The organism is Streptomyces lincolnensis (genome assembly GCF_021173675.1).
Taxonomy (GTDB): domain Bacteria; phylum Actinomycetota; class Actinomycetes; order Streptomycetales; family Streptomycetaceae; genus Streptomyces; species Streptomyces lincolnensis_B.
Genome location: NZ_JAIHON010000006.1, coordinates 440,019 through 460,135 on the forward strand (window position 1 = coordinate 440,019; position 20,117 = coordinate 460,135).

At 72.7% G+C, this 20,117-nt stretch carries 20 protein-coding genes; 4 read left to right on the plus strand and 16 right to left on the minus strand.

The annotated features are described in order from the left end of the window. The 9 genes from K4B79_RS19825 to K4B79_RS19865 are packed head-to-tail and all read right to left on the minus strand — an operon-like array spanning position 1 to position 8,082. On the minus strand, positions 1-522 hold the full coding sequence (locus K4B79_RS19825; RefSeq protein ID WP_232028123.1) for a hypothetical protein: 522 nt from the start codon (positions 520-522) through the stop codon (positions 1-3). Then, complete coding sequence (locus tag K4B79_RS19830) at positions 519-2,198, minus strand: class I adenylate-forming enzyme family protein (RefSeq protein WP_232028124.1); 1,680 nt, start codon at positions 2,196-2,198, stop codon at positions 519-521. Before K4B79_RS19830 ends, K4B79_RS19825 begins: the two co-directional genes overlap by 4 nt. After that, entirely contained in the window at positions 2,185-2,901 is a 717-nt protein-coding gene (locus K4B79_RS19835) for a hypothetical protein (protein WP_232028125.1), read from the minus strand. Before K4B79_RS19835 ends, K4B79_RS19830 begins: the two co-directional genes overlap by 14 nt. Then, positions 2,898-4,109, minus strand: a complete 1,212-nt coding sequence (locus K4B79_RS19840) for a beta-ketoacyl-[acyl-carrier-protein] synthase family protein (protein WP_232028126.1) — start codon at positions 4,107-4,109, stop codon at positions 2,898-2,900. The genes K4B79_RS19835 and K4B79_RS19840 overlap by 4 nt, the downstream gene beginning before the upstream one ends. Further along, positions 4,106-4,372 carry an acyl carrier protein gene (locus K4B79_RS19845; protein WP_232028127.1) on the minus strand — a complete coding sequence of 89 codons (267 nt, stop codon included), beginning with the start codon at positions 4,370-4,372 and terminating at the stop codon, positions 4,106-4,108. The genes K4B79_RS19840 and K4B79_RS19845 overlap by 4 nt, the downstream gene beginning before the upstream one ends. Beyond that, the gene (locus tag K4B79_RS19850) at positions 4,369-4,647 is read right to left on the minus strand and encodes an acyl carrier protein (protein WP_232028128.1); all 279 of its coding nucleotides are present in this window, start codon (positions 4,645-4,647) and stop codon (positions 4,369-4,371) included. The genes K4B79_RS19845 and K4B79_RS19850 overlap by 4 nt, the downstream gene beginning before the upstream one ends. A 2-nt stretch (positions 4,648-4,649) precedes the next feature. Next, positions 4,650-6,059 (minus strand): class I adenylate-forming enzyme family protein, encoded by a 1,410-nt coding sequence (locus tag K4B79_RS19855; protein ID WP_232028129.1) that lies wholly within the window; start codon positions 6,057-6,059, stop codon positions 4,650-4,652. Beyond that, on the minus strand, positions 6,059-7,243 hold the full coding sequence (locus K4B79_RS19860; RefSeq protein WP_232028130.1) for a 3-dehydroquinate synthase II family protein: 1,185 nt from the start codon (positions 7,241-7,243) through the stop codon (positions 6,059-6,061). Before K4B79_RS19860 ends, K4B79_RS19855 begins: the two co-directional genes overlap by 1 nt. Then, a complete protein-coding gene (locus K4B79_RS19865; RefSeq protein WP_232028352.1) occupies positions 7,240-8,082 on the minus strand; it encodes a 2-amino-3,7-dideoxy-D-threo-hept-6-ulosonate synthase in 843 nt (280 codons plus the stop codon). The genes K4B79_RS19860 and K4B79_RS19865 overlap by 4 nt, the downstream gene beginning before the upstream one ends. Before the next feature lie 255 nt (positions 8,083-8,337). On the opposite strand from K4B79_RS19865, the gene K4B79_RS19870 reads away from it, so the two are divergent. Further along, positions 8,338-9,684: an MFS transporter gene (locus K4B79_RS19870; protein ID WP_232028131.1), complete on the plus strand. Its 1,347-nt coding sequence runs from the start codon at positions 8,338-8,340 to the stop codon at positions 9,682-9,684. A gap of 36 nt (positions 9,685-9,720) precedes the next feature. Here K4B79_RS19870 and K4B79_RS19875 read toward each other — a convergent pair whose 3' ends face one another. Continuing rightward, positions 9,721-10,047, minus strand: coding sequence for an antibiotic biosynthesis monooxygenase family protein (locus K4B79_RS19875; protein WP_232028132.1), 327 nt, complete (start codon positions 10,045-10,047; stop codon positions 9,721-9,723). Positions 10,048-10,134: 87 nt separating this feature from the next. Here K4B79_RS19875 and K4B79_RS19880 point away from each other — a divergent pair, with 87 nt between their 5' ends. Next, positions 10,135-10,746, plus strand: coding sequence for a phosphoribosylanthranilate isomerase (locus tag K4B79_RS19880; protein ID WP_232028133.1), 612 nt, complete (start codon positions 10,135-10,137; stop codon positions 10,744-10,746). A 41-nt stretch (positions 10,747-10,787) separates the two neighbouring features. Here the strand turns inward: K4B79_RS19880 and K4B79_RS19885 are convergent, their stop codons facing one another. Further along, complete coding sequence (locus K4B79_RS19885; RefSeq protein ID WP_232028134.1) at positions 10,788-11,357, minus strand: AMIN-like domain-containing (lipo)protein; 570 nt, start codon at positions 11,355-11,357, stop codon at positions 10,788-10,790. A gap of 158 nt (positions 11,358-11,515) precedes the next feature. On the opposite strand from K4B79_RS19885, the gene K4B79_RS19890 reads away from it, so the two are divergent. After that, positions 11,516-13,120, plus strand: coding sequence for a PH domain-containing protein (locus K4B79_RS19890; RefSeq protein ID WP_232028135.1), 1,605 nt, complete (start codon positions 11,516-11,518; stop codon positions 13,118-13,120). Positions 13,121-13,131: 11 nt separating this feature from the next. Here K4B79_RS19890 and K4B79_RS19895 read toward each other — a convergent pair whose 3' ends face one another. The 3 genes from K4B79_RS19895 to K4B79_RS19905 form a co-directional block, all read right to left on the minus strand. Then, entirely contained in the window at positions 13,132-14,238 is a 1,107-nt protein-coding gene (locus K4B79_RS19895; RefSeq protein ID WP_232028136.1) for a CU044_5270 family protein, read from the minus strand. Then, on the minus strand, positions 14,235-14,900 hold the full coding sequence (locus K4B79_RS19900; RefSeq protein ID WP_232028137.1) for an RNA polymerase sigma factor: 666 nt from the start codon (positions 14,898-14,900) through the stop codon (positions 14,235-14,237). Before K4B79_RS19900 ends, K4B79_RS19895 begins: the two co-directional genes overlap by 4 nt. A 136-nt stretch (positions 14,901-15,036) precedes the next feature. Beyond that, entirely contained in the window at positions 15,037-16,614 is a 1,578-nt protein-coding gene (locus K4B79_RS19905) for an alpha/beta hydrolase (RefSeq protein ID WP_232028138.1), read from the minus strand. A gap of 359 nt (positions 16,615-16,973) precedes the next feature. Between K4B79_RS19905 and K4B79_RS19910 the strand changes: the two genes are divergently transcribed. Continuing rightward, complete coding sequence (locus K4B79_RS19910) at positions 16,974-17,483, plus strand: hypothetical protein (protein ID WP_232028139.1); 510 nt, start codon at positions 16,974-16,976, stop codon at positions 17,481-17,483. A gap of 90 nt (positions 17,484-17,573) precedes the next feature. On the opposite strand, the gene K4B79_RS19915 is transcribed toward K4B79_RS19910, so the two are convergent. Both K4B79_RS19915 and K4B79_RS19920 read right to left on the minus strand, forming a co-directional pair. Beyond that, the gene (locus tag K4B79_RS19915; RefSeq protein WP_232028140.1) at positions 17,574-18,512 is read right to left on the minus strand and encodes a hydrolase; all 939 of its coding nucleotides are present in this window, start codon (positions 18,510-18,512) and stop codon (positions 17,574-17,576) included. Between the two features lie 175 nt (positions 18,513-18,687). Further along, positions 18,688-19,887 carry a right-handed parallel beta-helix repeat-containing protein gene (locus tag K4B79_RS19920; protein ID WP_374208497.1) on the minus strand — a complete coding sequence of 400 codons (1,200 nt, stop codon included), beginning with the start codon at positions 19,885-19,887 and terminating at the stop codon, positions 18,688-18,690. Between the last annotated feature and the right edge of the window lie 230 nt (positions 19,888-20,117).

Genomic DNA, 20,117 nt, shown 5'->3' on the forward strand with positions numbered 1-20,117 from the left:
TCAGGCCTCCCCGTCCGTCGCGACCCGCAGGAGCAGGCGGCAGGCCGGGTCGCCGTCGCGCAGACAGGCGGCGGCCCGGTTCTCCGTGAGGCGGACGCCCAGGCCCTCGGACCAGCCGGCGTGGATGTCGGTGCAGGGGCAGCGGTAGCCGTCCAGGGAGCCGGCCATGCGGACCATGGTGACGGCGAAGTTCCGGCGGAGGGTGAGGACGACGAGGTCGTCGGCCTCGACCTCGGTGGAGGCGTTGCGCAGTTCGCCGGGGAACATGCGCTCGCCGCAGTCGTCGTAGCGGCGGCGGAGCTCGTCCAGGTCCTTGCGGGGGTCGCCGGTGCCGGGCAGGGGGCCGGAGAGGCGGGCGACGCGTCGGCCGACGTGGAGGGCGATCTTGCGCAGGGCCTCGGCGTTGATCTCGTTCGCGACGGACTGCCCGAAGCGGGCGGCCACGCCCTGGTACCAGTGGGCGTCGTGCTGCCACCACAGGCGGTAGGCCTCGACGGTCTTCGCCCGCTCGCCGCCGCTCATGACCGCTCCTCGACCAGGAGGGCGGCGAAGCGGTCCCGCATCACCCGCTTGAGCACCTTGCCGGTGGCGCCCTTGGCCACGTCGTCGGGCGCCATGGGCAGGGCGCGGGCGACCGGGGGGAAGCCGGCGCCGGCCAGGACCGTGTTGACGCGGTCGGTCCAGGACGCCCCCGCGACCTCCACCGGCCCGGCGCTGTCGGTGAGTTGGAGCAGGACGTACGCCTGCGCCACCCCGTCGCCGTCCCAGTCCGCGCGGACCCCGTCGGGGGCGACCGCGACGACCGTGCAGTCCGTGAGCTCGGGCAGCTCGCGCAAAAGCAGCTCCTCGGTGCGCGTGCTGAAGAGGATGCCGTCGGGGGTGCGGATGGCGTCCGGGGCCCGGTCGAGGTGGTAGAAGTTGCCGTCCTCGTCCTGGTGGGCCAGGTCGCCGGTGAGCCAGTAGCCGCCCAGGCGCATCCGGTTCCAGGTCAGGGAGTCGTTCCAGTAACCCGGCGTCAGGGTCGGTGACTTCAGGCCCAGGCGGCCGATCCGGCCGGGCGGCAGCGGGGTGCCGTCCTCGGCGAGCACGGCGGCCTCGGCGAAGCCGATCGGCCGGCCGACGCAGCGGGAGTAGGCGGAGGTGTCCTTGGTGTGCCGGTTGTGGAAGACGGAGTAGCCGGCCTCGGAGGAGCCGAGCCCGTCGACGAACACCGAGCCCTCGACGCGGGTCCGGCGCAGGTCGGCGCCGATCTCGATGTGGTTGCCGTGCCGGACCAGGGCCCGGATGTGCGCCTCGTGGGCCGCGTCGCCGGTGTTGAACCACGCCTGCACACTGGAGAGGTCGCGGGCGGTCAGGTCCTCGGCGGCCATCTCGCCGAACGTGCCGGAGAAGGCGAGCACGGTCGTCGCCCGGAATTCCTCGACGGCGTCCAGGACATCGGTGCCGCGCCGGCTGGAGAGCAGCTTGATGTCGGTGCGCAGCAGCAGGCAGTACAGCAGTGTCGCCACCATCGCGTTGTGCGCGCCGGGCAGCGCCACCAGGGTGCGTGCCATGTCGGTGCCGGTGGAGTAGCGCAGCCGGTGCAACTGCGCGTACATCAGCGTCCGGTGGGTGTGCGGCACCCCCTTGGGCATGCCGGTGGTGCCGGAGGAGTGGGAGATCAGCACCGGGTCGCTGGGGTCGTGGCGGTAGGGGTACGACGGCGGCAGCGCCGCGCGGTGCTCCGGGCGGATGTCGGCGGCGGTGACGTGGAAGCCGAGTTCGGACCCGGGGCCCGCGAGCACCTCGTGGTGCTCCCGGTCGGTGAAGGCGCCGACCGCGCCCTGCCGGCGTACGTACTCCCGGGCGGTCTCGGGCGGGAGGTGGCCGTTGACGAACGACGGGATCGCGCCGAGGTGGGTCAGCGCGAGGAAGTTCAGCGCGAACTCGGTGCTGGAGTGGGAGTGGATCGCGACCGGGTCGCGGGGGCGCACGCCGTGGGCCGCGTACCAGCCCGCGTAGGTCTCGACGGCCTCGGTGAGCGCGCCGAGGGTCAGGGTCGCGGGGTGGTCGCCGTCGGGGGCCCGCCAGGTGCCGTCGGTGTGCAGGACCACCTCGTCGCGGGGGCGGTCGTAGGCCGTGAGGCGGTGCAGGACGTTGCCGGCGCCGAGTTCGGGGTCGGAGCAGATGCGGGCCCGCTCCTGCCTACTGATGCGCATGGGTCTCCGTCATGTCTTGGGTCGAGGGCTCGTTCCGGTGGGCGGCGGCCAGGTCGAAGAGGTGCTGGATGCTGCCGGGGGGCGCGGGTGGGGCGGGGGTGTGCGGTAGGGGGGTGCCGGTGCGGCCGAGCAGCAGGGCCGCCGACCGTCCCGACCCCGCGGGCAGCACCGGGACCGGCAGGCCGCCGTCGGTGGCGAGGTCGCGGTACACGGCGGCCAGCCGCTCGCCGCCGCCCAGCTCCACTCCCACCGCCAGCACGTGCTCCACCTCCGGGTCCTCCAGCAACAGGTCGGCCATGTCGAGGAGTTCGGCCGCCGCGTCGCGGAGGGTGGAGAGGCTGAGCGTCTGGGCGGTGATGCCGAACTCGCGGCTCAGGTGTCCCAGTACGGAGTTGGCGGTGGCCTGCATGAACAGCAGCGGGTTGTGGACCCGTCCGGAGACCATGCGGCGGCTGGCCAGGTCGGCGGTGGTGGTGTCGCCGGTCAGGGCGGCCAGCACCACGGCGGTGCGGGAGCCGTCGCGGGGCCGTGCGGTCAGGCAGCGCGCGGCGACCTCGAAGACCAGCGGGCTGAAGGCCGACTCGACGAAGCCGGGGAGCCGGGGCAGCGGGATGTCGTCGTCCCGGCCGGTGCCGTGGGTCGCGGTGGCGGCGGCGAGGACGGCCAGGGGCGCGCGCGGTGCGGTCCGTTCGCCCGTCGTCATGGCCGCTCCAGGACGAGTGCGGTGTTGGCGCCCCCGAAGGCGGCGTTGATGGTGAGGGCCCGGCGCAGGTCGGCCCGGCGGGGCCGGTTGGGGACGTAGTCGAGGTCGCACTCCGGGTCGGGGTGGTCGTAGCCGGCGGTCGGCGGCAGGACGCCGTCCATCAGGGCCAGCGTCGTGATGACGAACTCCACGACCCCCGCCGCCTCCAGGAGGTGGCCGGTGGTGCTCTTGGTGGAGCTGACCGGGATCTCCTCCGCCCGCCTCGGGAAGGCGGCCCGCAGACCGCGGGTCTCGGCGCCGTCGTTGTACTTCGTGCCGGTGCCGTGCGCGTTGACGTAGCCGACGGCGTCCCCGTCGGGGTCGCCCGCCAGCCGCAGCGCCTGCCGTGCCGCCCGGGTCAGGCCGACGCCCTCGGGGTGCGGCTGGGCGATGTGGTGGGCGTCGGTGGCCGCGCCCCAGCCCGTCACCGCCACCAGCGGCCGGACCCCGCGGCGCCGGGCGTGCCCCGCGGACTCCAGCACCACGGCCGCCACGCCGTCGCCCAGCAGCAGCCCCGTGCGGTGCGCGCTGAACGGCCGCACCCGCCCGTCCCGCGACAGCGCCCGCCCCGAGTCGAACTTGCCGAACGTCTCCTCCTCCACGAGGTAGCCGCCCGCGCACACCGCCAGCTCCGTCCGGCCGGACGCGATCAGCCGGCAGCCGTGGATGATCGCGGCGGCGGACGCGACACAGGCGTTGGTGAAGGCGAGGCGGGGGCCGGTCGACTTCAGCCGCTCGGCGAGGAGTTCGGCGAGATGCGCGGGTACGGCGTCGGCGGCGCGGTGGGTGTCGGGGGCGGGGTGGGTGTCACCGGGCCGGGCGTCCGGGGCGTCCCCGCCGGGACCGGCGCTCCGCCAGTACCGGGTCACGCTCGTGCAGTCCCCGGCCACCCCCAGCAGGACCGCCGCCTCGGTGCCCGGGCCCAGCCCTGCCATGTCGAGGGCCTCGGTGCCGCACTGGGCGAGCGCGTGCCGCAGGGCCCAGTCCTCGACCGCGTCCGGGCCGTCCGGGGCTGCGGCCGCCATCGGGGTGCGGTACGGGCCGGTGTCGAAGCGGGTGGTGGGGGCGAAGGCGGGGACGCCGGAGAAGACCCCGCGCCGGAGCGGCTCGGCCCCCGTCCCGAACGCGGTACGGACACCGAACCCGGTGACCAGGACGTCGGGGCTCATCGCGCCGCCTCCTCCTGGACCCCGCGCAGGTACGCGGTCAGCCGGCGCAGCGAGGTGAGGCCCGCGATGTCCTCGTCGGAGGGCTCGACGATCAGGCCGTGCCGCTCCTCCAGGACGTGCAGCAGCCACACCAACCCCAGGGAGTCCAGGACGAGTTCGGCGTCCTCGTCGAGGTCCTCGGGGACCCCGGGGAAGACCTTGCGGTCGGACAGCAGGGCGCGGACGGTGTCGGTGGTGATGAGGGGGGTGGCCTGGGTGCTCATGCCTTGGCACCGCGCCGGACGACCTCGGTGACCAGCCCGCCGAGGGTCAGCGAGGCCAGGGGCTCGATGTCGGTGTCGGGGATCTCGACGCCGAACCGGGTCTCCAGCCGCAGGGTGAGTTCGATGAGGCTGAGGGAGTCCACCTCCAGACCGCCGACGGTGACGGGGCTGTCGTCGGTGATGCCGTCGCGGTCGGTGAGGATGTTCATCTCGTCGACGACCGAGGTCAGGACGAACTCGCGGATCTCGTCTTCCAGCGAAGTCGAGGTGCTCATGGTCAGGACACTCCCGTTGCAGAGTCGTGGGACAGATGGGCCGCCTGGAGGGCCGCCGCCTGGCGCAGCAGCTTCCCGTTGGAGGTGCGGGGCAGACTCCGGAGCAGCCGGATCACGCGGGGCAGCTTGTAGTCGGCCAGCCGCTCCCGGCACCAGCGCAGCAACTCCTCCGCGCCCGGGCTCTCGACACCGGCGGTGAGCGCGACGTACGCCTCGGTGACGCCGTCGTGGACCAGCACCGCCTGCTCCACCGCCGGGTGCCGGCGCAGCACCTGTTCGACCTCGGTGAGGTCGACCTTCAGGCCGCCGACGACGACCAGGGAGTCGGCGCGGCCGTGCAGGCGTACGGCTCCGTCGGCGTCGACGGTGGCGCGGTCCCGGGTGTGCAGCCAGCCGTCCGTGTACTGGGTGCCGCCCGAGTCGAAGAGGTACGGCGACTCGTCGAGGGCGACGTCGAGTTCGCCGTGGTGGACGCGCAGGACGACCCCGGGGGCGGCCCGTCCGACGGAGGGCCGCAGGGCGCCGCCGACGTCCATGGCGACCACTCCGGACTCGGTGGTGCCGTAGGACTCGCCGACCGGGACGCCGTAGCGCTCGGTGAAGCGGGCGGCGGTCTCCGGGGGCATCAGCTCGCCGCCGGACACGGCGAGGCGGAGGTCGGGCAGGGCGGGCGGGTCGAGGGCGGAGGCGAGCAGGTCGTAGTGCATGGGCACCCCGAACAGGGCGGTGACCCGGTGTTCCACGGCGGTCCGCAGGATGTCGCGGGCGGTGACGCGGGGGGCGAAGACGACGGAGACGCCGGTGGCGAGGGCGTGCAGCAGGCCGCCGATCAGGCCGAAGCTGTGCGCGGTGGAGCTGAGCAGCAGCACCCGGTCGCCCGCGCCCGGCATCCCGGGCACCGCGGCGAACCGGTCCACCTCGGCGGCGAGCGAGCCGACGGTCCGGCCGATCACCTTCGGGCGCCCGGTGGAGCCGGAGCTGAACTGCACCAGCCGGTGCCCGGTGGCGGCCGGGCGCCCGGTCCTGCGGACCTCGGTGGCGACCTCGTACTCGGGCCGGAAACCGAAGGCCGCCCGGACGTTGGTCCCGGCGCCGACCATGAACCGGGGCCGGCAGGTGGCGCACAGGGCCTTCACCTCGGCCGGTTTCAGCCGGAAGTCGAACAGCAGCACCTGCGCGCCGAGCCGCCAGAGCGCGAGCAGCACCTCGACCTGGGTGAAGCTGGGCGGGGTGCGCAGGCCCACCGTGCTGCCGGGGCCGATGCCGTACCCGGCGAACACGGCGGCCTGTCCGGCCACCCGCTCCCGTAACTCGCCCCGGGTGACGGTCTCCTGGCGGTGTGTCAGATACGGCAGGCGGTCGTCCCGCGCGTCGAACCACCGCTGGACGAGCGAGGCCAGATCGTCCTCCATCAGACCTCCTTGCAGAACTCGCCGATGGGCAGGCCCACATGGCGTTTGTCCGCGGCGAGGTAGCCGAGCAGCTCGTCGCCCGTCTGGAGTTCGGTGACGTTGAGGACCTTGCCGCCGGGGCCGAGCACCCGGACGTGCCAGTCGTCCTGCACGGTCAGGCTGACCAGCCGCCCGTCCTCGGCGTGGGTGCGGATCTCCAGCAGCGGCCGGGACTCCAGCTTGGCCCGCCCGACCACCACCCGCCGGGTGCGCCCGTCGGCGCCGACCGCGAGCAGGGGCATGCCGGAGCCCACCTCGCTGAGGTAGTGGGTGCGGTTGTCGGGGCCGAGCGTGTACGAGTGCAGGGCACCGGCGTTGACGCGGAACGGCCTGGTCGGCATGTACGGCAGGGGGTGGGTCTCGGAGCAGCACAGCACGAACCCGGAGGAGTAGGAGCCGACGAGGATGCCCTCGTCCTCCTCGAAGTGGGAGCAGGTGTCCACGCAGACCCGGTCGCCCAGCCCGACGTGCCGGATGCTCTCCACCGTCAGCGTGGACAGGGCGAGTTGGGGCGTCGTGGCCTCCAGCAGGCGGGCCAGCGCGAACACCTCGTCGGCGTTGCGCGGGCCGTAGAGGATGCCGTCCGAGCCGCGTTCCAGCACGTCGAAGACGATCGCCGCCTCCTCCAGGCTCTCCACGACGGTCACCAGCTTGCCCTCGGCCGGTTCGGCCGCCGCGAGCACGATCTCCAGCGGGATCTTGGTCGGGTCGGCGAAGTGGATCACGGTGTACGGCAGCGCGAGGGCGCCCGCGCAGGAGAGCTGGAGGGTGCGGTCGTCCCGTACGTCGATGTGGCCGGCGACGGGGGTGCCGGGGGTGTTGGTGGGGGCGCGGTGGTGGGCGGCGAGGGTGTCGAGGTCGTCCTGGGTGGTGAAGGTGTGCAGGAGGACGTCGGGGGCGGGGTTGGGGGCCTTGGCCTGGGGGGAGTCCTTGGCCTCCTTCTTCGGGGCGGGGGCTGGCGCTGGTCCCGGTGTCGACGCCGGACCCCCGGCCACCAGCACCCGCGTGATCGTCGGCGGCAGCGTCCCCAGCAGGTCCGCGTCCGCGGAGACCACCCCGGCCATCCGGGTGTGGACGGCCGCGTCGACCACCGACTGGAGCTGGGGGCGGGGAACTTCACGGAGATCGATCCACGCGAACCTCATGCGACACCTGCCACGATCGTCGTCGAGTAGGGGGAGCCGACTGCGTCGTCGGTCATGCTCATGTCACCAGAAGAGTCTGTCGGTGGCCCGTGCACCACCGCCGCCAGCCGGGACACCAGCGCCGCGGGGGAGGGCGCCGAGAAGATCCGGCGGCCGACGGCCAGTCCGCGGCAGCCGGAGGCCATCACCGCCGTGCCGTACTCGACGAGGTCGGAGCCGTCGGGCGGGCCGCCGGCCGCGAGGACGGGGATGGGGCTGTGGGCGACCACCTCGGCCATCCGGTCCAGCGGCAGGGCGACGGAGGTCTTCACCATGTCGGCGCCCAGGTCCGCGGCCACGTTGACCAGGTGCGAGAGGAGGACGGGATCGCGCGGGTTGTCGACGCGCGGGCCGCGCGGATAGACCATCGCGATCAGCGGCATCCCCCAGGTGTCGCAGGAACGGGCCACCGCCCCGAGGTCGGCGAGCTGCTGCCGTTCGGTGTCCGAGCCGAGGTTCACATGGACGCTGACCGCGTCCGCGCCGAGGGCGAGGGCCTCCTCGACGTCACCGACCAGCACCTTGGCGTCGGCGTCGGCGGAGCACGCCGTACTGGCGCTCAGGTGCACCACCAGCGCGCAGCCCTTCAGGATCTCCGGGGCCAGGGCGCGGGCGCGGCCCTTGTGGACGATGATCCCGTCGGCGCCCCCGGTCACCAGGGCGCGCAGCAGGTCCTCCCACCGTCCCGGCGGGGTGACCGGGCCGTCCGACACGGTGTGGTCGAGGGGGACGAACAGATGCCGGCCGTCCCCCGCCAGCGAAAGCCTTCGTGAACGTAATAACTTGCCGGTTCTCAGCACCGTCAATGCGCCTTCCCAGCCGAAAAACGATGGTCGTAGAACTTTCAAGTGAGGGCGCGCATCAGCATTCTGGGGTTATTTGTTGCTTGGCAAGGTGGCATCGTCGGGAAATTTTTATGCGTCGCGCCACATGAATATTGACAGCGCTTCGACAGGAACAACCGCCTTGACTCCGGCGGGGATTGAGGGCGGAACAATGGACGCCGTCCCCGTATGCCATCCCGAATTATGACGTGGCCGAAAGTGGGTTCCCCCATGCCCGATTCACCGCCGAAAACCCTCCCCGAGAGCGTCGGCCCGATATCCGGCGGCTTATCGGAAAAGGCCGGGAAGAGCACCGCTCCGAAGGTCGCCGCGGCGAGTCTGATCGGCACCACGATCGAGTACTACGACTTCGCCGTGTACGGGACCGCCTCCGCGCTCGTCCTCGGTCCCGCGTTCTTCCCCTCCGGGAACCCCACCGTCTCCTCGCTGGCCGCGTTCCTCACCTTCACCGCGGCCTTCCTGTCCCGGCCCCTAGGGGTCGTGCTGTTCGGGACGATCGGCGACCGGCTGGGCCGGCGGCGGGCCCTGGTCGCCTCCCTGATGCTGATGGGCGTGGCCACGGCCGGTGTCGGACTGCTGCCGACGTACGAGAGCGCGGGGCTGTTCGCTCCCGTCCTGCTGGTGACGCTCCGGCTGCTCCAGGGCGTGAGCATGGGCGGCGAGTGGGGCGGGGCGGTACTGCTGGCCGCCGAGCACGCGCCGCCCGGCCGCCGGGCGCTGTACGCGGCCGTCCCCAACGTCGGTCCCTCGCTGGGCTTCCTGCTCTCCAGCGCGGTCATCCTGCCCACCCTGCACTACGCCGGCCGCGACGGCTTCGCCGAGGGCGCCTGGCGGATCCCGTTCCTGCTCAGCACCGTGCTCGTGGTGATCGGGCTGTGGGTGCGGTCGACGGTCTCGGAGTCACCGCTGTTCACCGCTCAGCGGCGCGCCCGGACACCGGCGTCCCGCTTCCCGCTCGGCACGCTGGTCACCCGTCATCCCCGGCGGCTGCTGCTCGGCATCGGCGCCGCGATCGGCGGCTCGGCCGTCTACTACCTGACGATCGTCTACAGCCTGTCCTACGGTCCGAAGGAACTCGGCATCCCGCAGAACACCATGCTCACCGCCGCGAGCATCGGCGCGGGCGCCGGGATCCTGCTCACCCTGCCGGTGGCCCGGCTCGCCGACCGGATCGGCCGCCGCCCGGTGATGCTGGCCGGAGCCGCCGGGTCCGTCCTGTGGGCCGTCCCCATGTACGCCTCCCTCGACACCCGCGACGGCGTGGTGATCACCGGCGCCTACACCGTCGGGCTGCTGCTGCTCGCCCTGATGTTCTCCCCGGCGGCGGCCTTCCTGGCCGAGCTGTTCCCCGGGCCGCTGCGCTACTCCGGTGCCTCCACGACGTTCATCCTCGCCAACACCCTCGGCGGCGGCCTCGCCCCGCTCACCGCCACCTGGCTCCACAGCCACTGGGACTCCCCGCTCGTCCTCGGCTTCTACACCGGCGGACTGTGCCTGGTGAGCCTGCTGTGCCTGCTCGCCCTGCCGGAGACCCGGGACGTCGACTTCGACACCTGACGCGCGAGGCGGATCCGTGCGGGTGGAGGCCCGGTGTCAGTCCTGCCTCGGTGCCGCCTGCTGGACCACCTCGAAGGACCACAGCGTCGAGTCCGTCGCGGCCGGCTTCGGGCGCTCGCCCTCCGCGGAGCCACCGCGGTGGGCGGACTGGCCGCGGCCGGTCATCCAGTTCTGGAAGTCCTCCTCCGAGCGCCAGCGCGTGTAGACGAGGTAGGTGTCGGTGCCCTCCACCGGGCGCAGCAGCTCGAACCACTCGAAGCCGTCCGAGCTCTCCACCGCGCCCGCACGGGCGGCGAACCGCTTCTCCAGCGTCTCGCGCTGGTCCTCCGGAACGGTGAGTACGTTGATCTTCACGATAGACATGCGCCCATTGTCCTCACCGGGCCCCGCTCCACGCCCGCCGGGCCCCACGCCCGCCGGGTCCCTCGCTCGCGTCGGTACGGTGGGGCCGTGAGCAACTCCCTCTTCGTCAAGATCTGCGGTCTGAAGACCGAGCGGGACGTCGACACGGCCGTCGAGGCGGGCGCCGACGCGATCGGGTTCGTCTTCTCCGCCAGCCCCCGCCGGATCGACGCCGCCACCGCGGCGCGGCTGGCCCGCCGGGTGCCCGAGCACGTCCTGACCGTCGGCGTCTTCCGCGCCGAACCCCTGGACGAGGTGCGGTCCGTGGCCGAGGCCGCCGGCATCCGCGCCGTCCAGCTGCACGGGCCGGAGGACCGGGACTACTACGACGAGCTCGCCACGGGCGGCTGGACGCTGATCCGTGCCGCCGCCTTCGGCGACGCGGTGCCGCGCTGCGGGGAGCTGGGCGAGGACATGCTCCTCATCGACGCCCCCGTGCCGGGCTCCGGCGTCGCCTGGGACTGGACCGTCAAGCCGCTGGTCGGCCCCGGGGAGAAGTGGCTCCTGGCCGGCGGCCTCACGCCGGACAACGTGCGGGACGCCGTCGACGCCACCCGGCCGTGGGGCGTCGACGTGTCCAGCGGCGTGGAACGCAGCCGGGGGGTCAAGGACCCCGCCCTGATCACCGCGTTCGTCGAGGCCGCCCGCGCCGGGTCCTGACGCGGGCCGCCGCTACGCAGGTACCGCTACGCCGGTCCCTCTCAGCCGGTGCTCGTCCAGCTGTGCGCCACGTCGACCACCAGGCGGTCGGGCAGCTGGATCACCCGGAACGGCAGCCGGGCCCGGACGCCCAGCCCGATCTGGGTCTCGCCCTCGAAGCTGGCGCCGAACCGGGTGTCCCGGAAGGTGGTGTATCCGCTGACGTCCACACCCGGCAGGGGCTGGCCCGCCCGGCCCGGGTACACGGCCCCGCCGCCGTGCGGGTCGTAACTCGGCGCGGCGACCCGCACCTCCAGGATGGCCCCGCCGGCCACGGGTATCTGCTTCCCCGAGGCGAGCTGGTGGAACTCGTCGACGTATCCGACGTAGTGGCCGATCTCGCTGCCGCCGCCGGGAACGTCGAACACCAGGCGGTCGTAGCACTCGTGCTGCCCGGCCCTGACGTCGGTCAGCGGGATGATGCTCGATCCCACCGTGCCCTTGTCCCCGCTGCCCCAGCCCGTCGGGCAGGCGGCCGCGGCCGGTGCGGCGGCGGCGGCGGTGGTCGCCGCCGCGCCCAGTCCGGCTCCCGCCAGAACCAGTGCCGCCAGCGCGGCTGAGATGCGTCGCATGATTCCCCCATGGTGTGTGTGCAGCTGATGTCCGTGCTGCTCCTGTCCGGTGAGACGGCCCGAGGTGCGGGAAGGTTGTGTGTCGGCAGCGTGACCGGCCCCGAGGCTGCCGGATTCCGCACAAGCCGCGGCGGGCCCGGCGGTGACACGATCCGCGCATGACCGAAGTCGGGGAAGCGGGGGAAGCCGGGGGAGTCCGGGAAACCGGGGCAGCCGGGGAAGTCGCGTGCCGTCCCCCGTACGAGCGCGCCCTGTGGTGCTTCGTCGCGCTGGGGACGGCCGGGGCGGGCGCGGGTCTGGTGGGTGCGGCGTACGGGGGCGGGCCCGCGGCCCTGTCCCTGTGGGCGGGCGCCGGGCTGGTGGGCGCCCTGGTGGCGCTGGCGGCTCTGCACGCCGCCAGCGCCCGGGTGTACGCCGACGCCCACGGCCTGCGCTCCCGCACGGTGCTGCGCCGCCGGAGCGTGCCCTGGTCCGGGATCGCCGAGCTGCGCGTACGCCTGACGTACACGCACGGGGCCAGGGCGCGGCAGAGCCGGCGGGTCGTGGTCGTGCCGCGCGACGGACGCCCGTGGCCGTTGCCCCTGCCACGGGACTGGTCCGGCGCGGACTCCGGCTTCGACGCGCGGTTGACCGCCCTGCGGGCGCTGCACCGCCGGTACGGCGACCCGGAGCCGGGTCACCTCGCCGTCGTCTCGTCCCGCACCGCCGGGCGCGGCTGGGCCTGGCCGCTCGCCCTGTGCGCGCTGCTGCTCGCGGGCGCCGGTACGGCCGCCGCGTTCGTGCCGCACACCGCGTCGGACCGGCGGGCGTGGGAAGCGGCCACCCCGTGCGCCGCCGGGGAACACGGGGACTGCCTGAGCACCGTCGAGGCCGTCGTCGCGCGGACCGACGCCCAACGGCCCAAGAAGACCAGCTGGTTGTACTTCACCGACGGCCGGCCCCTGGAGCGCCTCGCCGTCTCCTTCGAGGCCGCGCGGGGCTTCCGTGCCGGTGACGCTGTACGGCTGACCGTGTGGCGGGGCGAGGTGCGGGAGGTCGCCGGGGACCGCCATGTGTGGCGCGAGCACATCCCCGCCGCCGGAGAGGTGGCCGTCCTCGCCGCCGGTCTCGGTCTCGCCGCGGGCTACCCCGGTGCCCGGGTGCTGCTGCGCCTGCGCGGCCGCCGGCTGCCCGACGACGAGGTCCTGCCCTCCGCCCTGCCCTTCGCCGCCGCGCTCACCGGCACGGCCCTGTGGCTGCTGCCCCTGTGCTACGTCCACCCCACGGCCCTGTTCGGCTCGGCGGGTTCGGTCGTCTGGGTGGCGGTGGGCGCGCATGTCACCGTAGGCCTGCTGGTGTGGGCGTGGCGGGCCACCCGGGTGCGTACGCCGGAGGAGACCGGGCGGGTCCGGGACGCCCTGCGCGAGGCCGCGGCCGACGACGACGCCGACGAGGACGTCTTCCTGCCCGCCCGCTTCCTGGACCACACCGACTACAACCCGCACGGCTTCGGCACCCACGTCGTCCTCGGCGGCGGCGCGCTCGCGGTGACCCCCGGGCCGGACCGGTTCGCGGCGCGGGCGGTTCCCGCGGAGCGGCTCACCGTCACGGAGGTGCGGCGCCCCCGGGGCGCGGACGGCGACACCGTCCCCCGCGGCTGGCACATCGCCGAACTCTCCGACGCGGACCGCCCGGACCGCCCGGTCCGCCTGGCGGCGGCCCCGGACGACCTGGCCCGCATCCTGCGGGCCCTGGAGGCGGCGAGGAGCCCGGCCGGGGCCTGACTGCGGTGTCGTCAGCTCTTCGCCCGGGCGGGCTCCTCCCCGCGCCGGTCGACGACCGCTCGCCGCATGATGGCCGTGCTGCCGTAGAGGGTGTCGGACGTGATGCCCTTCGTCGGGTCGTGGGTGATGTAGGAGCGTGAGCCGAGGAAGGCGAGGGTGTCCCGGTCGAAGATCCACTCGTTGCGGGTGGCCGAGCGGGCATCCTCGCGGGTGATGGCGATGCCGTGCCGCCCGGCGGTGTCGACGGCGTCGGAGATCTGCGTCACGCCGGGGATCCGCGCGGCCGCCCGGTACAACGCGGCGGCGTTCGCGGGCGGCATGACCGTCTCGCTCACCAGGTCGCCGATCGTGGTGAAGACGGCCTGTTCCCTGGACTCGCCGTCGGCCACCTTCACCTGGTCGTACAGCAGGTCGAGCAGCGCGCCGGGGTCGGTCGGCAGCGAGGCCAGCCATTTGTAGGTGGGATGGAAGATCCCCGCCGGGACGGCGTCGGTGGTCTCGATGGGGATCGTCTGGCCCGGCATCACCGCGCCCTCGCCGGTCTCCAGGATCCACCCGACCGTCTTGAGGGGGCCCGGGTCCTGCGGCGTCCAGATCCGCCGCTCGTGCGGGGCCTTGGCGAGTCGCACCGGGCCGTCGAAGGTGCCCTCGTTGCCGAGGGTCAGGCTCCTGACGTACACGAACTGGTCGTCGCGCACCGGGGTCGCGTCGGACGCCATGGCCGCGACGGCGATCCGGTCGAGCGTGACGGAGGCGCCGCTCGCGGTGGTGGAGGGAGCGCTCGCCCCGGCCGTCCCGCCCGACCTCGCCCCGGTCGCCGGCGCGGAGCCTTGGCCGCCGCCGGAGAGGGTGACGACCAGCGCCCCGGCCAGCGCCATCGACGCGACGGGCACCAGCACGGCGGGCCGCAGAAGCCGGCGGCGGGGGGCCCGCGGTGCCGGGGCCGCCTCTTCGCCGGTGGCGGGGACATGGACCTGGTCGCGGTCCTGGTCGATCTGCTGCATCAGAACGTCCTTGAAGTGGAGGTGGCGCTCCGGCGGGAGGTCCCACTCCTGGTCCCACCGGGACGGGTGGTCCCACCGGGACGGGTGGTCCCACCGGGACTTGTCGGCGTTCATGAGGTCTCCTCCCGCAGGAACAGGGCCGCGAGCGCGGCCTCACTCTCCTTCTCTCCGTGGCCCGCCGGGGGTTCCGCACCGGCCGGCCCCGATCCCTGCTCCGCGAGCCGGGCCAGCCGGGCCCGGGCGCGCGAGAGCCGGGAGCGCACGGTGCCGACCGGGATGCCGAGCGCCTCGGCGGCCTGCCGGTAGTCCAGGCCGGCCGCCACGCACAGGGCGAACACCTCACGGTCCTGGCGGCGCAGCCTGCCCAACGCCTCATGGACCAGGGCCAGTCGGCGGGCGTCGTCGATCCGGCCGGCCGTCTCCTCCGCGAAGTCCTCCACCGGACGCGGCTTCGGGCTGCGGGCCAGGAAGGCGAGCCGGCGGCGCCGGCCGCGGTTGGCGTTGTGCGCCTTGTGCGTGGCGATGCCGAGCAGCCAGGGCTTGAGCGAGCCGCCCTCCGGATCCACCGACTCCCGGGTGCGCCAGGCGGCGAGGAAGGTCTCGGACATCGCCTCCTCGGCCTCCGACCAGTCGCCGGTCAGCCGCAGGGCGTGGTTGTGGACCGCCCGCGCGTACGCGTCGTACAGGTCGGCGAAGGCCGCGCGGTCCCCGGCCCGGATGCGGGCCCGTAGCGACTCCGCCGGATCTGTGTCCGTCGCTGGTTCTGTCTCCGTCACACCCGTAACTCCCCGCGGGCCGACCGCGGTTCCTGTGGCCTGCGCCACAACCGCCTTCCACGCCTTCAGTCGGGCGCACGACGAAGGCCCGGGCCGATGACGGCCCGGGCCTTCCTCTGTACAGGGGCGGAGTGGATCAGCGCACGCGGCCGACCTTCTCCAGACGGTCGTTCACACCGTTCAGCAGCTCGCCCAGGGTCGTGCCGGACGGCGCCGTCGTCGGCGTCTTGGACGGCGGCTGGGTCTCGTCCGCGCAGGTCGTGCCGCGCGCCGGGACCTTCAGGTCCACCAGGTAGTTCACCACCGCGTCCGTGGCGCAGGCGCTGCGCCCGAAGGCGGTGTGGCCCTCGGCCTTGAACGTCACCAGCCGCCCGTTGTCCAGCTGCCGGGACAGGGCCACCGCGTCCTTGTACGGGGTGTCCGGGTCACCGGTGGTGCCGAGCACCAGGATCGGCGCCGAACCCTTGGCGCGGAAGGAGCCGTCGTAGCGGCTGGTGTGCTCGCCGGTCCACTGGACGCAGGCCGTGGCGTGCTGGTGGTCGTAGGTCGGCGGGCCGTAGGCCATGGCCGGGCCGAGCAGCGGGGCCAGCCGGGCGTTGGTGGTGACCTCGCGCTTCAGCCGCGCCGGGTCGCTCGGGTAGTCCTTGTCGACGCACTCGACGGCCACGTTCGGGTTGAGGAAGTCGAAGCTCGCCGGGGACGGCGGACGCAGCAGGAAGGAGGTGTTGTCCCGCGCCTGCGCCTTGGCCAGCGCCTCACCGAGCGAGGGCCAGATGACCTTGCCCTCGTTGATGTTGAACATCAGCCGGTAGACGAGGGTGTAGCCGTTGGCCTTGCCGCCGCCGGCGGTCGTCACCGGGTTGGCGTCCAGGTCGGCCTTCAGCTTCTGGAACGCGCCCCGGGGGTCGTCGCCGCCGAATCCGCAGGTCGCCTGGTCGGCCTTGCACCAGTCCAGGAAGCGGCTCATCGCGCCGTCCAGCGCCAGGTACTGCGGACGGTCGTAGGCGTAGGGCTGGTTGGTGTAGTGCTGCGGGTCGTACGCCCCGTCGAGCACCAGCGCGCGCACCCGGTCCGGGAACATCGCGGCGTAGACGGTGCCGATGTAGCTGCCGAACGACCGGCCGTAGTACGTCAGTTGGTCCTCGCCCAGCGCCTGCCGCAGCAGGTCGATGTCGCGGGCGACATAGGCGGTGCCGACGTACGGCAGGATCTCACCGGAGTTGGTCTGGCAGGCCTGGTCGAAGTCGGCGGCCTGCTTGACGGCGGGTTCGTAGGCGTCCGGACCGGGCACACCCTTGGCGTTGGTCACCGCCTGGGTGTACGTCGGGTCGTCCCAGCACTGGACCTGGGAACTGCGCCCGACGCCGCGCACGTCGTAGCCGAAGACGTCGAAGCCGTCGCGCATCGCGGCCGGCAGGTCGGCGTAGTTGTTGCGGACGAAGTCCACACCGGAGTTGCCGGGGCCGCCGGGCTGCATGAAGAGCGTGCCCTTGCGCTTCGACGCGTCCGGGGCCTGCTTGCGGATGACCGCCAGCGTGATGGTCCTGCCCTCGGGGTCCCGGTAGTCCAGCGGGACCTGGGCGTTGGCGCACTGGAAGCCGCCCTGACAGTCGGACCAGTCGAGCGTCGGCACGGGCGGCGAGCCCGCCGCGTCCGCCGGCGACTGCGCGGCCCACACCTGGGCCCCCGTCCAGGTGACCGCGAGCGCTGCCACCGCGGCTCCGGCGATTCTCAGTCGCCCGAAGCCCTTTCGTGCGCGTCTGCCGGAACGGCGCGCGACCTGATCTTCCGTACTCACTGCGTGCTCCCCCTCGGGCTGGTGTGCCACATCGACCCCACCGGATCGGACTCGAACTGTCAGATGCCTGTGAAGCGTATGGGGTTCTACGAGGTCCGAGGATTCTCGTGTCGTCCGGAGGGGTGAACGTGTCGATAGGAGCCGTTGTGTCGGTCCTTCCACAAGACCTCTCCACTACCCGGCAGTAGTTGTTCCGCGGGTCATGTCGACTGGTTGCGTCGGCCGAAGGCCGAGCGGAACCCCCCACCGAGAACGAACTCGAAGGAACAACGAACGTGTCGTCGAAGAACCGTCTCCGGGTCGCCCTGGTGGCCCTTGTCGTCGGCCTCACCGGCCTGGCCACGGCGGGCCCCGCCATGGCGGCGACCCAGCCGGCCACCTCGGTGGCCGCCCGCGCCCAGCAGGATCAGGCGCCCCTCATCCCCACCGCTTTCGTGGACCTGCCGACGAGCGACCTCCAGGCCCACTCCGACCGGCACAAGATCAAGGTCACCTACACCAACGACACCGCGGCCGACCTCACGGTCGCCCCCCAGCTCCTGGTCTCGTCCCCGGACGCGGGCCCCTTCCTGGAGCCCACGGACGTCACCGTCCAGCACCGCACCGCCGACGGCTGCTGGGAAACCGTCCAGCTCGGCACCCAGACCGGCACCCTCTTCACCGACCTCCCCACCGCCCAGCGCACCCTGCACCCGGGCGAGACCCTCACCGAGGTCTACCGCCTCACGGTTCTCGACTCGGCGGCGAAGGGCACGGTGCAGCCGCGGATCGCGCTGTACGGCTGAGCATGGGCAGGCCCCGGGGTGGTGGTGCCCCGGGGCCCGTTGCGGGTGATTCCCGTGTTTACGAGGACCTCCCGTTATGAGGATCTCCCGTTATGAGGACAGCCACTCGGTCGCGTTGAGGGCGAGGGCCGCGTTCGTGGCGCCGGTGTCGTTCCAGCCGTCGTAGAGGGTGTTGCCGGACTGGCCGGTGCCGTCGTCGATCGGGGAGCTGTCGCCCCAGAAGGCGATCTTGCCGCTGCCGTAGGTGCTGGTGGCGAAGAAGGCGCCGGTGTTCCCGGAGTAACCGCTGCGGTAGAGCAGGCCCTTGACGGCGGAGTTGTCGGCGGGCTTGAGGGTGGCGGTCGTCCCGCTGGCGATCAGGCTCTTGGTGACCGTGCCGAAGGAGCCGTGCAGCACCGGGTTCGTGCTGTCGCTGATGGCCGCCGGGTAGTCGGAGCTGATGCTGAGCGCGTCGATGGAGAGGCCGAACGGGTCGGTGCTGTCGACGCTGTTGTTCGTCATCAGGTCGTTGAGGATCTCGACCGCGTCCTCGCCGTCGTTGTTGCGGTCGGCGCCGGTGTGGTCGGAGATCATGAACAGCCCGCCGCCGTTCTTCACGAAGTTCATGATCGCGGTCTTCTCGGCGGCGGAGAACAGGGTGTTGGGCTCGGGCAGCACCAGCGTGTCGAACTTCGACAGGTCGGTCGCCGAGGTGCCGCCGTAGGTGAGGCTCGACCCCGAGGGCAGGGTGTCGAGCGCGTAGTCGCCGGTCTTTTGGAGGGCCACGCCCCACGAGGAGAGCGCCCCCGTCCAGTCGGTCTCGGCGGAGGGCGAGGCGTCCTCGCCGGTCGGGTCGGGCTGGCTGGTGGAGACGATCCAGTCCGCGTTGCCCGCCGTCTCGGCGTGGGCGTTGTCGAACAGCACGCGGTGCGTTGTCGCCGCGACGGCCGGGACCGCGGTGGACGCCTGCACGACGGCGCCCGTGGTGAGCAGGCCGAGGACGGTGAGGGTGGTGGTGAGTCTGCGGGGGGACGTGCCGATGCCGAGCATGGGGGAAACCTCCGGATGGTGGGGGTGGGGAGGCGGTGCGGGTGCCGGATCTTCGCGCGTAGAGCGGTGATGGTGATTGGACGGTACATGTCATGCCTGAACCCCCGGGAGGGGCTCCCGGGGGTTCACGTAGTTCTCTTACTCGGGTTCCGGAGGGTGTCCGGCAGGTGCCCGGCTAGAGGGTGACCTGCTTCCCCCCGAGCGTCACGACCAGGCGCCCGTCCGAGGCGAAGGACCAGCCCAGGGCACCGGAGTAGGCGGAGCACCGCGACCCGTTGCTGCCCGACCAGAACTGGTTGGAGCTGTCGGAGTTGCCGATGATCCGGTCGTTCGTCCCGCTCCCGCTGCGGCAGGAGGTGTTGTTGCGGAACACCGACGTACCGCCGTCGAAGGTGAAGTTGCGCTCGGTGTTGTTGATGCTCAGGTTGTTGGAGATCGTCATCGTGCCCGGGTTGCTGTTCCAGGTGAACCCGTGCTTGCCGTTGTGGTACGCGATGCTGCGCCGCACCACGTGGTTGACCGCGATGTCGTCCCCGCCGAGCTTGTAGCCGTTGCGGTCGCCGTTGCCGGCCTGGCCGCCGTTGCTGAGGGTGCCGTTGTCGTAGGCGAGCGAGTCCTCGATGGTCACGGGGCCGATGGCGCCCGTGTCCGGCTTGGTGTACAGATCCCACCCGTCGTCGATGTTGTTGTGCGCGACCGCGTACCGGAAGACGTTGCCCTTCCCGGTCGTCAGCTTCGCCGCGAACCCGTCCGCGTCCTCCCCGTCCGAGTCCACGTTGTCGTGCGACTCCGCGCTCAGGACCAGGTTGTTCGCCGGCCACGCGCTGCTCGGCGTGGAGGAGGAGATCCGGCCGAGCTGGAGCCCGGTGTCCCGGTTGTGGCGGGTCACCGTCCGCTCGATGACGTTGTTGCTGCCGCCGACGTAGATCCCGTTGTCCCCGGCCCGCTCCACGGTGAACCCGCGCAAGTGCCAGTACGAGCCGTACAGCTGGAGCCCCCGGTTCGACGAACTCTCGCTCTGCGCCGAGAAGTTGAGCACCGGCTTCTCGCTGCCGTAGGCGGCCAGCGTGGTGCGCGCGGCGGAGGTCCCGTTGCTGGTCTGCGGGATCGTCACGGTCGAGGAGAAGGAGTACGTCCCTCCGCGCAGGTAGATCGTGTCGCCGGCGGCGGCCCTGCTGATCGCCGTGGTCAGTGTCGTCGGCGCGGAGATGGTGCCGGCCGCGCTCGCGCCGCCGTTCGGCGCCACGTAGATCGTGGTGGCCGTGGGCGCGGCCTGCGCGGCGGGCCCCGACAGCGCGACGAGGGTGCCGGCGACGAGGCCGGCTGCCGCGAGGGCTGTTTCCAGGTGGTTCCGGTGCATGGTGCGTCTCCAAATGGTTTGCGTGCGGGCTGGCCAAGGAGGTTCGCGTGCATGAACATGAAGCCCTGATGGGCATCAGGGGGCGTGCGGGGAAAGCGCTTGCTTCCGGAAGGTAAGCGCTTGCCATGGCCGCGTCAACGTTTATGTACGTGTTGGTTGTCTGTGAATATGAACGACCTTGATCGAGTCGAGCGAGGGGCGGAGCAAGGGTCGGTACACGCGGCCGGGTGAGCTTGCCGTTTCCC